At 72.9% G+C, this 12,470-nt stretch carries 12 protein-coding genes and 1 pseudogene; 7 read left to right on the top strand and 6 right to left on the bottom strand.

Translation table 11 applies throughout. The features are described 5' to 3' along the window. Window positions 1-59 precede the first annotated feature (59 nt). Entirely contained in the window at window positions 60-689 is a 630-nt protein-coding gene (locus GA0070619_RS19245; RefSeq protein ID WP_088951910.1) for a TIGR03085 family metal-binding protein, read from the bottom strand. Between the two features lie 173 nt (window positions 690-862). Between GA0070619_RS19245 and GA0070619_RS19240 the strand changes: the two genes are divergently transcribed. The 3 genes from GA0070619_RS19240 to GA0070619_RS19230 all read left to right on the top strand — a co-directional run bounded on the left by GA0070619_RS19240 (window position 863) and on the right by GA0070619_RS19230 (window position 5,361). Then, on the top strand, window positions 863-2,746 hold the full coding sequence (locus GA0070619_RS19240) for an ABC transporter ATP-binding protein (RefSeq protein ID WP_088949345.1): 1,884 nt from the start codon (window positions 863-865) through the stop codon (window positions 2,744-2,746). A gap of 8 nt (window positions 2,747-2,754) precedes the next feature. Continuing rightward, window positions 2,755-4,524: an ABC transporter ATP-binding protein gene (locus GA0070619_RS19235; protein ID WP_088949344.1), complete on the top strand. Its 1,770-nt coding sequence runs from the start codon at window positions 2,755-2,757 to the stop codon at window positions 4,522-4,524. Between the two features lie 87 nt (window positions 4,525-4,611). After that, complete coding sequence (locus GA0070619_RS19230; RefSeq protein WP_088949343.1) at window positions 4,612-5,361, top strand: DUF2470 domain-containing protein; 750 nt, start codon at window positions 4,612-4,614, stop codon at window positions 5,359-5,361. A gap of 45 nt (window positions 5,362-5,406) precedes the next feature. Here the strand turns inward: GA0070619_RS19230 and GA0070619_RS19225 are convergent, their stop codons facing one another. The 4 genes from GA0070619_RS19225 to GA0070619_RS19210 all read right to left on the bottom strand — a co-directional run bounded on the left by GA0070619_RS19225 (window position 5,407) and on the right by GA0070619_RS19210 (window position 8,084). Next, entirely contained in the window at window positions 5,407-5,814 is a 408-nt protein-coding gene (locus tag GA0070619_RS19225) for a DoxX family protein (protein ID WP_088949342.1), read from the bottom strand. Window positions 5,815-5,917: 103 nt separating this feature from the next. Beyond that, window positions 5,918-6,514, bottom strand: coding sequence for a TetR/AcrR family transcriptional regulator (locus tag GA0070619_RS19220; protein WP_088949341.1), 597 nt, complete (start codon window positions 6,512-6,514; stop codon window positions 5,918-5,920). A 62-nt stretch (window positions 6,515-6,576) separates the two neighbouring features. Next, complete coding sequence (locus GA0070619_RS19215) at window positions 6,577-7,332, bottom strand: ABC transporter permease (protein ID WP_088949340.1); 756 nt, start codon at window positions 7,330-7,332, stop codon at window positions 6,577-6,579. Next, on the bottom strand, window positions 7,329-8,084 hold the full coding sequence (locus tag GA0070619_RS19210; protein WP_088949339.1) for an ABC transporter ATP-binding protein: 756 nt from the start codon (window positions 8,082-8,084) through the stop codon (window positions 7,329-7,331). The genes GA0070619_RS19215 and GA0070619_RS19210 overlap by 4 nt, the downstream gene beginning before the upstream one ends. 195 nt (window positions 8,085-8,279) lie before the next feature. Between GA0070619_RS19210 and GA0070619_RS33950 the strand changes: the two are divergent. The 4 genes and pseudogenes from GA0070619_RS33950 to GA0070619_RS19195 all read left to right on the top strand — a co-directional run. Continuing rightward, window positions 8,280-8,966 (top strand): annotated as a pseudogene (locus tag GA0070619_RS33950) (phosphoribosyl-AMP cyclohydrolase); the annotation flags it as partial. A 180-nt stretch (window positions 8,967-9,146) separates the two neighbouring features. Then, window positions 9,147-9,578: a phosphoribosyl-AMP cyclohydrolase gene (hisI, locus tag GA0070619_RS33550; protein ID WP_088951909.1), complete on the top strand. Its 432-nt coding sequence runs from the start codon at window positions 9,147-9,149 to the stop codon at window positions 9,576-9,578. A gap of 49 nt (window positions 9,579-9,627) precedes the next feature. Beyond that, complete coding sequence (locus tag GA0070619_RS19200) at window positions 9,628-11,181, top strand: anthranilate synthase component I (protein WP_088949338.1); 1,554 nt, start codon at window positions 9,628-9,630, stop codon at window positions 11,179-11,181. Window positions 11,182-11,286: 105 nt separating this feature from the next. Beyond that, entirely contained in the window at window positions 11,287-11,886 is a 600-nt protein-coding gene (locus GA0070619_RS19195) for a Trp biosynthesis-associated membrane protein (protein WP_088949337.1), read from the top strand. A 27-nt stretch (window positions 11,887-11,913) separates the two neighbouring features. On the opposite strand, the gene GA0070619_RS19190 is transcribed toward GA0070619_RS19195, so the two are convergent. Continuing rightward, on the bottom strand, window positions 11,914-12,183 hold the full coding sequence (locus GA0070619_RS19190) for a hypothetical protein (protein ID WP_088951908.1): 270 nt from the start codon (window positions 12,181-12,183) through the stop codon (window positions 11,914-11,916). Between the last annotated feature and the right edge of the window lie 287 nt (window positions 12,184-12,470).

Genomic DNA, 12,470 nt, shown 5'->3' with positions numbered 1-12,470 from the left:
CTTCGTCGCTGGGTGTGGGGCATTCCACAGTAGACCTGTGACCGTTTCCAGACATAGCGTCACATTCCCAGGCTGGCGGTCCGCAGGCGTCGGATGGCCTCCGGAGGACCGTCCAGTTGGACCCGGGCCACCCGTTGCCGACCGGAAAGGAACAAGACCAGTTCGGCCGGGGCGCCGACCACCCGTAGCGGCTCGCCGCCCCGGCCGACGGAGAGTTCGCCGTGGCCGGGCGCCTGCACGTAGAGGTCCGCCGGAAATCGGCGAAGTGTCAACCGGGCCATCGGGGAGGCGCGCTTCCAGAGCGCAGCCTGGAGGCCCACCGGCAGGTCCCGCGGCTGCCACCCGGAGCCGGCCCGCCGCACGTCCTCGTGATGGATGAAGAACTCCATCATGTTGGCCAGCTCGTCGGTCACCCGGTTGCTGACCGGGCTCCAGAACGGCGGGTTGCGCACCTGGTCGACCAGGTCCGGGTAGGGCTGTGCGGCGAGTCGGAGACGGACCCGCTCGGCGTAGCCGCGCAGCGGCGGCAGCATGATGCCCCCGGCCGCGTCCGGGCGGCGTTCCCGCAGCACCAGGTGCGCGGCGAGGTCACGGGTCGCCCACCCCTCGTTGATCGTCGGGGCGTCCGGCCCGAGGGCCAGGAAGAGATCGGCCAGCGCATCGCGCTCGGCTCGGGCGTACCGCGGCATGGCCTGATCGTAGGCCCGGCGGCCCGTTGGCGCGCGGCTACCGTCCGCCGGTTCGATGTCCGCGGTTCGCCCCGTCCGGTACGTGATGGTCGACATATCCCGTCGGGGTCGGCGGTGCTGGCCTGGACCGGTAAGGATGAGGGAGATAATTGCGGCTTACGGCGGGGGAGAGTGTGGCGAGCAGGACAAGTCGGGACGTGCTCAGCCGAGGGCTGGGGGTCCTGCGGCAGGCGATCCGCGAGCAGCCACGGATCTTCACCGTCGCGGTCGTGGGCAGCGTGCTCTTCGGCGGGATGATCATCGTCAGCGCGCGGGTCGTCGGGTCGGTCATCGGCGAGGTGGCGCTTCCGGCCATCGAACGCGGCGAGGTGGGCGCGGGCACCCTGGCGCTGGCGGCGACCGCGTTGTTCGCGATCAGCGTGCTGCGGGTGGCGGGCATCTTCGGCCGTCGGCTCGGTGCCGGCTACATGCAGTACCGCCTCCAGGCCTCCTACCGCCGCCGGGTCACCCGCCGGTACCTGGAGCTGCCGCTGTCCTGGCACCACCGCAACTCCACCGGCACCCTGCTGTCCAACGCCAACTCCGACGTGGAGGCGGCCTGGTACCCGATCGCGCCGCTGCCCTTCGCCGTCGGCACGCTGGTGATGCTGGTCGGCGCGATCGTGTCGCTCTTCGCCACCGACTGGGCGCTCGCCCTGGTCGGCCTGGCGGTCTTCCCCGCGCTGTTCGCGCTCAACGTCGTCTACTCCCGCCGGATGGCGCCCCGGCAGGCTCGGGCGCAGCGGCTGCGCGCCGAGGTCAGCGGCATCGCCCACGAGAGCTTCGACGGCGCTCTGGTGGTCAAGACGATGGGCCGCGAGGCCCAGGAGACCGCCCGGTTCGCGGGCCGCGCCGGTGAGCTGCGCGATTCGTTGATCGCGGTCGGTCGGCTCCGCGGCATCTTCGACCCGCTGTTGGAGACCCTGCCCAGTCTCGGCACCCTGGCCGTGCTGGTGGTCGGGGCGTTCCGGCTGCGCCAGGGCGCGATCAGCGTGACCGAGCTGGTCAGCGTGGCCTTCCTCTTCACCGTGCTGGCCTTCCCGGTGCGGGCCATCGGTTGGGTCCTGGCCGAGCTGCCGCGCAGCGTCGCCGGCTGGGACCGGGTCCGCCGGGTGCTCGACGCCACCGGCGAGATGCCGTACGGGCAGCGCGTGCTCGACGCGGCCGGCGCCGGCCCGGCCACCCTCACCTTCAGTGACGTGCACTTCTCCTACCCACCGGCCGAGGCGCACCAGACCGGGGCGCAGGTCCTCGGTGAGGTCGGCTTCACCGTGCCGGCAGGTCGGACGGTGGCGCTGGTCGGGCCGACCGGCGCCGGTAAGTCCACCATCGCCTCGCTGGCGGTGCGCCTCGTCGACCCGGACTCCGGCACCGTCAGCCTGGACGGGGTGGACGTGCGCGAGCTGACCGCCGCGTCGCTGGCCAGCACTGTGGCGCTGGTCGCGCAGGTGCCGTTCGTCTTCGACGACACGGTTCGCGCCAACATCGCCCTCGACCGGCAGGGCATCGACGACGAGGCCGTCTGGGCGGCGCTTCGGCTCGCCGAGGCGGACGGGTTCGTCGCCGCGCTCCCCGATGGCCTGGACACCATGGTCGGTGAGCGGGGCACCTCGCTCTCCGGCGGGCAGCGGCAGCGGCTCACCCTGGCCCGCGCGTTGGCCGGCCGGCCGCGCCTGCTGGTGCTCGACGACGCGACCAGCGCGGTGGACCCCCGCGTGGAGGCGGCCATCCTGGCCGGGCTGCGGTCGTCGACGGCCGAGCCGGGGGTGCCGGTCGCGTCGATCCTGGTGGTGGCATACCGGCGGGCCACCATCGCGCTCGCCGACGAGGTCATCTACGTGGAGCAGGGGCGGGTGATTGCCCGGGGCACCCACGCCGAGCTGCTGGCCACCGTGCCCGGCTACGTCGACCTCGTCACCGCCTACGAGCAGGCCGAGGTCGACCGCGCGCAGGAAAGTTCGTACGGCGACGATGTCGCGCCGCTGCCCTCGGGCCTGGAAATCGAGGTGGACCGGTGACGACTCCCATGGGGACGGGTGACAAGCGGGAGGAGACGACCTGGCAGACCCTGCGCCGGGGTCTGGCGCTGTCGCCGGAGCTGCGGACCGGTCTGGCCGGCACGCTGGCCCTGGCGTTGGTCTACATGGTCGGTCGGGTGGCCGTGCCGGTCGCCGTGCAGCAGGGCATCGACCGCGGCCTCGTCGGTGGTCTGAACCTCGACGTGGTCTGGACGGTGGTGGCGATCACCACGGCGATCCTGGTGATCACGACGGTCTGCGGTTATCTGATGATGCGCCGGCTGTTCACGGTCAGCGAGACGGCGTTGGCCAACGTGCGGACGCGGGCGTTCCGGCACGTGCACGACCTGTCGATGTTGCACCAGCAGTCGGAGCGGCGCGGCTCGCTGGTCTCGCGGGTGACCAGCGACGTCGACCAGATCACCCAGTTCCTCCAGTGGGGCGGGGTGATCCTGCTGGTCAACCTCGGTCAGCTGGTGGTCACCACCGCCGTCATGCTGGCGTACTCCTGGCAGTTGACCCTGGTGGTGCTGGCCGCGTTCCTGCCGGCCGTGTTCGTCATCCGGCAGTTGCAGCAGCGCCTGGGTTCGGCGTACGCGACGGTGCGGCAGCGCACCGGCACGCTGCTCGGCGCGATCGGCGAGAGCGTGGTGGGCGCGCCGGTGATCCGGGCGTACGGCATCGCGGGGCGCACCGAGCGGCGGCTGGACGAGGCCATCGACGGGCAGCGGCTGGCGCAGCAGCGGGCGATCCGGATCAGCATCGTGGGCAGCTCGGTCGGTGAGTTGGCCGCGGGGCTGGCGCTGGCCGGCGTGGTGGTGCTGGGGGTGACGCTGGGCGTGGACGGCACGCTGTCGATCGGCCAGCTGACCGCGTTCCTGTTCCTGGTAACGCTCTTCATCCAGCCGGTGCAGATCGCCACCGAGGTGCTCAACGAGGCGCAGAACGCGATCGCGGGCTGGCGTCGGGTGCTGGACGTGCTGGACGTCGCCCCGGACGTGGCTGACCCGGGGGAGCAGGGACGGGACCTGCCGAGCGGGCCGTTGGACATCCGGTTCGCGGGGGTGCGCTTCGCGTACCCGGGCGGTCCGCCGGTGTTGCACGACATCGACCTGGAGATTCCGGCGAAGAGCCGGGTGGCGGTGGTCGGCGAGACCGGCAGTGGCAAGACGACCTTCGCGAAGCTGCTGACCCGTCTGATGGACCCGTCGGCGGGGGCGGTGCTGCTGTCCGGGGTGCCGTTGGCGGACGTCCGGTTCGACTCGCTGCGCTCCCGGGTGGTGATGGTGCCGCAGGACGGGTTCCTCTTCGACGCGACGGTGGGGGACAACGTCCGGTTCGCCCGGCCGGAGCTGACCGACGAGCAGTTGAGCGCCGCCTTCACCGAGCTGGGTCTGTCGGACTGGTTGGATGGCCTGCCGGCGGGGCTGGACACTCCGGTCGGCGAGCGCGGCGAGGCGCTCAGCGTCGGTGAGCGGCAGTTGGTCGCGTTGGCCCGCGCGTACGTGGCGGATCCGGACCTGCTGGTGCTGGACGAGGCGACCAGCGCGGTGGACCCGGCGACCGAGGTGCGGTTGCAGCGCACCCTGGACGCGGTCACCAGGGGCCGGACGACCCTCGCGATCGCCCACCGGCTCTCCACGGCGCAGGCGGCCGACGAGGTGATCGTGGTGGACCGGGGTCGGGTGGTGCAGCGGGGTCCGCACGACGAGCTGGTCCGCGACGCGGACTCGGTCTACGGCCTGCTCTACGCGTCCTGGCTGGAGCAGACCCGGTGACGCGATGCGCCGGTGTGGTGGACGTCGAAGGTCAGGTGCTCTAGGCTCCGGCTTAGGTAAGCCTAACCTTCGAAGGAGGTCGCGCCCATGCGGCCCAACCCCGCCGAGATCGTTCGTACCCTCGTCGCCGGCCGCCTGCCCGGTCTCGTCCACCTGGCCCACCGGCCCGGCCCGCACCACGCCCGGCACGTGACCGACCCGGACGGGCGGGTGCTGCTGCTGGTGCCGGTGGCCAGCCACCTGGCCGCCGCGCTGCAACCGGTGGCCGGGGGCAGCGACGTGGCGGTGGTGCTCGACGTGCTCGACCTGCCGCCCGCCGCCGGTGCGCCCGGTCTGGGTCGCGCCTGGGTCTCCGGGTGGGCTGCCGAGCTGCACGGCGACGAGGCCCGCCACGCGGCTGTCGACTTCGCCGCGGTGGAGCCGACCGGCGACCTGCTCGACCTGGGCACCCGGTTCCGACTGTTCCGCTTCGAGGTGGTCGAGGTCCGCTGGGAGCGGGCCGGCGCCGTGCACCGGGTCGACCCGGTGGAGTACGCCGAGGCCGAGCCGGACCCGGTGCACCCGGTCGAGGCGCGTCTGCTGGCCGACCTCGCGGAGTGCGACGGCGCGCAGGTCACCGAGTATCTGCGCCGGCAGCTCGGGTTGACCGAGCAGACCCCGGACGGGCCACCCCGGGTGGTGCGCATCGACCGTTACGGGCTGGTGGTCGCCCTCGGTCGACCGGGCGCGCGGCGTCGGATCCGGCTGGCCTTCCCGGATCCGCTGGCCGACGCCGACGAACTGGGCTGGCTGCTCCCGACGTTGCGCCGCCCGGCCGAGGCCCATCCGCCGTACTGAGCCCGGCAGGCATGCCGCTGGCACCACCTGCCCGGCTGCACGCCGTCAGCGGGACCGATCGCGGGTCGCGGCCAGCGCCCACGCCACCAGCGCCGGCTGACCGAGCAGGCGTAGCGCCCGCTTGCGGTCGGTGTCCAGCCCGAAGCCGTTCCGGCGTTCGACGAACTGGGCGATGTTGCCCGGGAAGACCCCGACGAAGAAGCCGGCGACGGCCCGGCCGAGCAACCGGCGGGCGGGCTGGCGCCACGTCGCCAGCAACGCCGATCCCAGCGCGACCTCAGCGAGACCGGACACGACCACGACCTTGTCGACGTCGACCGGCAGCCAGGACGGCACCTGTGCCCGGAACTCCTGCCGCTTCGTCGTCAGGTGACCAACGCCGGTGCTCAGCAGGACAGCGCCGAGGGAGGCCTGACCGATGGCCTGCAGAACGGGTTTCGTCGGTTGGCTCATGATCCTGTTCCTGGGGCTCTGTCGGAGACGGACTTCCCCTACCATCTCCGATTCCGCACCGTTCAACCCTGCGAACCCGAGAGCCGGCCCGCCGCGACCGCCCCTAGGTCGGCAGGGGGCCGGTGAGGTAGCGCTGGATCGTCGGGCCGATCGCGGCGACCAGGGTTTCCGGGTCCGCCGAGGCGACCGGCTCCAGACGCACCACGTGCCGCATCATGGCCAGGCCGATCATCTGGGTGGCCACCAGGGAACCGCGCAGCGGCAGTTGGGCCGGATCGACGTCGAGCTGTTCGAGCACCCGCCGCAGGACCTGGGTGGTGACGAACTCCCGCAGCAGTCGAGCGGTCCACTCGTTGCTCACCGCGGAGCGCAGCAGTGCCTGGGCGGCGCTGCCGGCCGGTGAGTCCCAGACGCCGAGGAAGGTGCGCACCAGTCGCTCACCGGCCCCGTCCGGGTCGCCGGCGATCACCTTCGGCACCAGCTCACCAGGGTCGACCGGGAAGTTCATCGCGGTGAGGAAGAGCTGTTCCTTGCTGCCGAAGTAGTGGTGCACCAACGCCGGGTCGACGCCTGCCGTGCCGGCGATGGCGCGGATCGAGGCGGAGTCGAAGCCACGCTCGGCGAACGCCGTGCGCGCCGCGTCGAGGATCGCCTCCCGGGTGTCCGGGTTGCCGGGTCGCCGGCCGGTCCGCCGCGTCATCGCCGCCCTTCGTTCGTCCACCTGGGCAGCCGTGGGCCGGTCCGCCCACGGCTGCCGCAGCCTCACCCGCTGCGTCGACGCAGGGTGGCCGCCGCGAGCACGAGCGCGAGCACCACCGCCCCGAGCACCACCGCCACGTCCCGCCACATTCTGCCGGTCGGCTCGGCGTGGGCACCGACCTCCTGCAACGCCTCGATGGCGTACGACAGGGGGAAGGCGTCACTGAGCGCCTGGAGCCAGCCGGCCATCTGGTCGCGGGCCACGAACAGCCCGCAGAGCAGCAGTTGGGGGATCACCACGACTGGCAGGAACTGTACTGCCTGGAACTCGGTGCGCGCGAAGGCGCTGCACAGCAGCCCGAGGGCGACACCGAGCACGGCGTCGACGACGGCGATCCCGATCACCAGACCGATGCTGCCGGCGGTCTCCAGGCCGAAGATCCAGTACGCCACACCGGCGGCGACCGCGGCCTGCACGGCGGCAGCCAGCCCGAACGCGATGCCGTACCCGAAGAGCAGGTCGAGCTTGCCCAGCGGTGTGGTGAGCAGCCGCTCCAGGGTGCCGGAGGTGCGTTCGCGCAGCATGGCGATGCTGGTCACCAGGAACATGATCACGAAGGGGAAGATGCCCAGCATCACCAACGCGACCCGGTCGAACGTCGTCGGCTGGCCGGGCGGGGTGGGCTGGTCGGCGTACATGAAGTAGACCAGGGTGAGCAGGACGGCCGGCACCACCACGAGCAGCGCGATGGTCCGCCGGTCGTGCCGGAGCTGGCGCAGGATGCGGCCGGTGGTGGCCGCCAGGATCCGCGGGTTCATGACTGCTCCTGTCCGGCTGTCGTGGCGGTGGTGGTCGAGCCCGCCTCGCCGGCCCGGATCAGGCGCAGGAACGCCTCGTCGAGGTCGTCGACACCGGCGGCGGTGCGGATGGCGGCGGGGCTGTCGTCGGCGATCAGCCGTCCCTGGCGGATCAGCAGGAGCCGGTCGCAGCGGGCCGCCTCGTCCATGACGTGACTGGACACCAGCAGGGTGGTGCCGGCGGCGGCCATCGCGTGGAACCGGGCCCAGAGGTCGGCCCGCAGCACCGGGTCCTGACCGACGGTCGGCTCGTCGAGGATGACCAGTTCCGGCTCGCCGACCAGCGCACAGGCCAGGGAGGCCCGGCTGCGTTGGCCGCCGGAGAGGGTGGCGACCAGTTGGCCCGCCGCATCGGTCAGCCCGACATCGCTGACCGCGCGGTCGGCCTCGACCCGCCCCCGCCCGTACAGGGCGGCGAAATAGCGGGCGTTCTCCCGAACGGTCAGGTCGGCGTAGACGCTCGGCGCCTGGGTCAGGTAGCCCACCCGGTGGCGCAGCGCCGGGGTGCCCGCCGGTTGGCCCAGGACGGTGATCTCCCCGCCGCCGACCACCTGCACACCGACCACCGCCCGCATGAACGTGGTCTTGCCGCTGCCGCTGGGGCCGAGCAGGCCGGTGACCGCCCCGCGAGGGACGCGGCAACTGATGCCGTCCAGCACCCGCCGCCCGCCTCGGTCGACGACCAGGTCGCGGACGGCTATCGCGTCGTCCATCGCGCACCTCCAAAGAAACTCATCATCTGTTGAACTCAACGCTAGATGAAATACCGATCCGGGCGCAACGGTCGAGGCCGGGGTCTGACTGCCCGCCGTCGCGTACAGCGTGAGAACGGGCAGTAGGCTCCGGACCGGACAGCGAGTCCGCCAACGGGCATTGCGCGCTGATCGGACGTACGGCACGATGGCGCGGTGGGTCACGCTCCGTTACCGGACAGCGGTTTTCTTGAGGACTGGGCCGCGCGGTTGCGACAGGGCGCCGAGCGGCCGGTCGTCGGCATCCTGCTGCGCGGCAGTCACGCCCGCCGCGCCGCCACCGCACACAGCGACGTCGACCTCGACGTGCTGGTCGGCGGTGCCCCGTACGCCGCCCGACAGGCGTACCTGGCCGAGTCCGCAGGCCGGGTCACCCACGTCTCGGTGGCCGCCCGTGACGTCCGCTCCTGGGTGCACCGACTCGGCGAACCGGCCGACTGGGCGTTCGGACTGCCGGTCACCACACCGGCGCGACTGCTCTGGGCCGACCCGCACTGGCGGCCCCGGATCGATCTGCCGGTGCTCTGTCAGCCCGCCGAGCCACCCCGGCTGGAGGAGCTGATCGCCACGCTCGGTAAGGCCGCCGCCGCCCGCGTCGCCAACGACCGCGTGGGGGTCCGGCTCGCCGTCGCCGACCTGGCCCGCCTCTGCCCGTCGGTGCTGCGCCCGGCCAACCCGTCGGTGCGGGTCCACTCCCGTCGGGCGGCCTTCGCGGCGGCCCTGGAACTGCCGGTCGCCCCACCCGGCTACCGGTCGGACATGCTGCTCTGCCTCGGGCTGCGTCCGGGCGCCACCAGCCAGCTGTGGGCCGCCGCCGTACGGCTGGTCGCCGGCACACTGCCGCTCATCCGGCCGTACGCCGAGGAGATCGCCGACACGGCTGGCGCGGACCTGGCCGCCGCCCTGGTCGACGGTCGGCTGGACCGCTACGTGGCCCAGCTGGCCCGGCCCGCCGGGTCTGCGTCGCAGCCCGGGCGGGAGCGGTCGCCGGTACCCGCACCGCGTGCGGGACAATTCATCACTGTGCCCGTACCTGACCCGCCGCTGACCGGCGTTCCCAGCGATCCGAGCGACCCGGTGGTGTCCGAGCCGGCTCGCCCGTCCCGGCTCGACCCGGCCATCGCGGCCCAGCTGCGCCGCTCCGCCGACGGCCTGGTGGCCGCCGTGGTCCGCGCGCACGACTCCGGTGAGGTGCTGATGGTCGCCTGGATGGACGACGAGGCGCTGCACCGCACCCTCACCACCGGCCGCGCCACCTACTGGTCACGCAGCCGACGCGAATACTGGGTCAAGGGCGCCACCTCCGGGCACCACCAGTACGTCCGTTCTGTCGCGCTGGACTGCGACGGGGACGCGCTGCTGGTGAGCGTGGACCAGGTCGGAGCGGCCTGCCACACCGGCCACCGGACCTGCTTCTTCACCGAGCTGCCCGTCACCACGCCGGAGGCACGGTGAGCGCGGCGTGGCCGAGCCCCACGGCCGTGAACGAAAGGCAGACCCAGCCATGACCGACGGCATCGTCAGCCCCGACCTGGCCGCCTTCACCGAGCTGGCCACCGGCTGGCGGGTGGTGCCGGTCACCCGGCGGTTGCTGGCCGACGCGGAGACCCCGGTCGGGGTCTACCGGAAGTTGGCCGGCGGGCCGGGCACGTTCCTGTTGGAATCGGCCGAGCAGGGCGTCGGGTCCGCCGGCATGGCCTGGTCACGGTATTCGTTCATCGGCGTACGCAGCAGCGCCACCCTCGTCGAGCGGGACGGCGTCGCGACCTGGCTCGGCCAGCCGCCGGCCGGGCTGCCCACCGAGGGTGACCCGATGCGGGTGCTGCGGGAGACGGTGGCGGCGCTGGCCGGCCCGGTGGGGGACCCGTCCGACGGCCTGCCGCCGTTGACCGGGGGCATGGTCGGCTACCTGGGTTACGACCTGGTCCGCCGTTTCGAGCGGTTGCCGGAGCTGACCGAGAACGACCTCGGCGTGCCGGAGCTGGGCATGATGCTCGCCACCGACCTGGTGGTGCTCGACCACTACGACGGCTCGGCGATCCTGGTCGCCAACGCGGTGCTGCCACCACCGGACGCCCCGGACCGCGCCCCGCAGGTGACCGCCGCCTACCACCACGCGGTCGGCCGACTGGACGCGATGACCACCGCCCTGTCGCGGCCCATCCCGCCGATGATCTCCACCGTCGAGCGACCGCCGGCCGGGGAGGTGCTCTGTCGTACGCCCGACGACGGTTACCCGAAGGCGGTGGAGGCGGCCAAGGAGGCGATCCGGGCCGGTGAGTGCTTCCAGATCGTGCTCTCCCAGCGCTTCGAGCGGTCGATCCACGCCGACCCGCTGGACGTCTACCGGGTGCTGCGCACCAGCAACCCCAGCCCGTACATGTACCTGCTGCGCTTCGACGGGTTCGACATCGTCGGCTCGTCGCCGGAGGCACACCTGAAGGTCACCGGTGGCGTGGACGGGCGACGGCGGGCGCTGCTGCACCCGATCGCCGGCACCCGGCCGCGCGGTGGCACCCCCGCCGCCGACGCAGCGCTCGCCCAGGAGTTGCTCGCCGACCCGAAGGAGCGAGCCGAGCACGTGATGCTGGTCGACCTGGGCCGCAACGACCTGGGTCGGGTCTGTCAGCCGGGCAGCGTGGAGGTGCCCGAGTTCGCCACCATCGAGCGGTACAGCCACGTCATGCACATCGTCTCCACCGTCACCGGCACGTTGCGGGACGACCAGACCGCCTTCGACGCGCTCGCCGCGACCTTCCCGGCCGGCACGCTCTCCGGCGCGCCCAAGGTGCGGGCCATGGAGATCATCGAAGAGTTGGAGCCCGTCCGCCGGGGGGTCTACGGGGGCACTGTCGGTTACTTCGGCTTCGGCGGCGACCTGGACATGGCGATCGCCATCCGGACCGCGCTCATCCGCGACGGCCGCGCGTACGTGCAGGCCGGGGCGGGGGTGGTCGCCGACTCGGACCCGGCCGCCGAGGACCAGGAGACGCGGAACAAGGCCGCTGCCGTGCTGGCGGCGATCGCGGCCGCCGAAACCCTGCGGCCGGCTCGGTGAGCGCGAGGAGTGCAGCGCAGCGGAGCCCCGCAGTCGCGAACGGAAGGTGGGCTCGGTGAGCGCGAGGAGTGCAGCGCAGCGGAGCCCCGCAGTCGCGAACGGAAGGTGGGGCCGGTGAGTGCCGAGGAGCGGTCCGCCGTGGGTCGGCGCGAGTTGACGTACGCGGTGTTGCTCTGTCTGGCCGGCGCGGGCCTGGCGTTGTGGGCGGCGACGCGGAGCTGGTCGGTGGAGCTGACGGTGCGCCCGGCGCCGCTGCCGCCGGTGCGGGACACCCGCAGCGGCGGCGGGCTGCTGCCCTGGCTGCCGGCGTTGGCGCTGGTGGCGTTGGCGGGTGGTGGAGCGGTGCTGGCCACCCGGGGTCGACTGCGGCAGGTGCTCGGTGGGCTGCTCGGCGCGCTGGGGCTGGCCGTGGCGGCTGGCGGCGGGTACGGGCTGGTCGCCGACATCGGCGGTTCGGTGAGCCGGCAGTGGCCGGCGCTCTGTCTGCTCGGCGGTCTGCTGGTTGCCGCTGGCGGGTGGTGGACGGCGTGGCGTGGTGGCGGTTGGCCGGCGATGGGCGCCCGGTACGAGCGGCCGGTGCGTTCGGCCCCTGCGACCACGTCGGTGCCGGCTGGTTCGGAGGGTCCGCCGGCTCCGCTGGCGGGGCGGCGGACCACCGAGGCGTGGGACGCCCTGGATCGGGGCGAGGACCCGACGGCCGACTGACGCGGCGGCCGGCGCGGTGGGCGGGGGTCAGCCGACCGGCTGGTGCTCCCGCTGGGCTCGGCGACCGGCGGCGCGGGCGGCGGTCAGTTCGGCTACCAGGCGGTTCAGCTCGGCACGCTGGTCGGCGCGGGCCCGGTCGGCGCAGACGGCCTCCCAGGCGTTGCCGCGGGCGGTCCGCATCCGTCCTTCGCCCACCACGGCCCGCTCCACGCTGTGCACCACGCCGACGGCGAGCGACGCCACAGTGCGCGAGATGGTGGTCAGGCCGATGGTCGGCTGCGGCTCGGAAATGCTCATGGTCACCTCGCACGAGGAGTTGCGACGGTCGGGGTAGGCGCGCCATTGAGTCTGCCCGAGGACGATGCTCGCCGGCTGACGTTTCGCCGCCGTGAACGCCCGGTCAACTGTCCCGCCCTGGCCCTGACCAGGTCCGGCTGTCAAACCTTGAGCTTGCTCACAACATCGACCGGCGTCGTTGTCGCCGAGCGCCGTCCGCCGACTGGTGGCATGATCGATGGATCGGCCCGGTTCGACCGTGGTCGCCAGGCCCCGTACCCGTGACGGTGGTCGATATCGGAGGTGGC

It is taken from the genome of Micromonospora zamorensis (genome assembly GCF_900090275.1).
In the GTDB taxonomy this organism is placed as follows: Bacteria; Actinomycetota; Actinomycetes; order Mycobacteriales; family Micromonosporaceae; genus Micromonospora; species Micromonospora zamorensis.
The sequence above is the reverse complement of the archived record's forward strand: the minus strand, read 5'-3'. Positions and strand labels throughout refer to the sequence as shown.

What these genes read in the sequence shown, in the direction of transcription:
- GA0070619_RS19215 (WP_088949340.1), bottom strand. Translation starts at nt 7,332, where the DNA reads ATGAACCCGCGGATCCTGGCGGCCACCACCGGCCGCATCCTGCGCCAG.
- GA0070619_RS19220 (WP_088949341.1), bottom strand. Translation starts at nt 6,514, where the DNA reads ATGACGCGGCGGACCGGCCGGCGACCCGGCAACCCGGACACCCGGGAG.
- GA0070619_RS19190 (WP_088951908.1), bottom strand. Translation starts at nt 12,183, where the DNA reads ATGAGCATTTCCGAGCCGCAGCCGACCATCGGCCTGACCACCATCTCG.
- GA0070619_RS19235 (WP_088949344.1), top strand. Translation starts at nt 2,755, where the DNA reads ATGGGGACGGGTGACAAGCGGGAGGAGACGACCTGGCAGACCCTGCGC.
- GA0070619_RS19210 (WP_088949339.1), bottom strand. Translation starts at nt 8,084, where the DNA reads ATGGACGACGCGATAGCCGTCCGCGACCTGGTCGTCGACCGAGGCGGG.
- GA0070619_RS19200 (WP_088949338.1), top strand. Translation starts at nt 9,628, where the DNA reads ATGACCGACGGCATCGTCAGCCCCGACCTGGCCGCCTTCACCGAGCTG.
- GA0070619_RS19230 (WP_088949343.1), top strand. Translation starts at nt 4,612, where the DNA reads ATGCGGCCCAACCCCGCCGAGATCGTTCGTACCCTCGTCGCCGGCCGC.
- GA0070619_RS19245 (WP_088951910.1), bottom strand. Translation starts at nt 689, where the DNA reads ATGCCGCGGTACGCCCGAGCCGAGCGCGATGCGCTGGCCGATCTCTTC.
- GA0070619_RS19225 (WP_088949342.1), bottom strand. Translation starts at nt 5,814, where the DNA reads ATGAGCCAACCGACGAAACCCGTTCTGCAGGCCATCGGTCAGGCCTCC.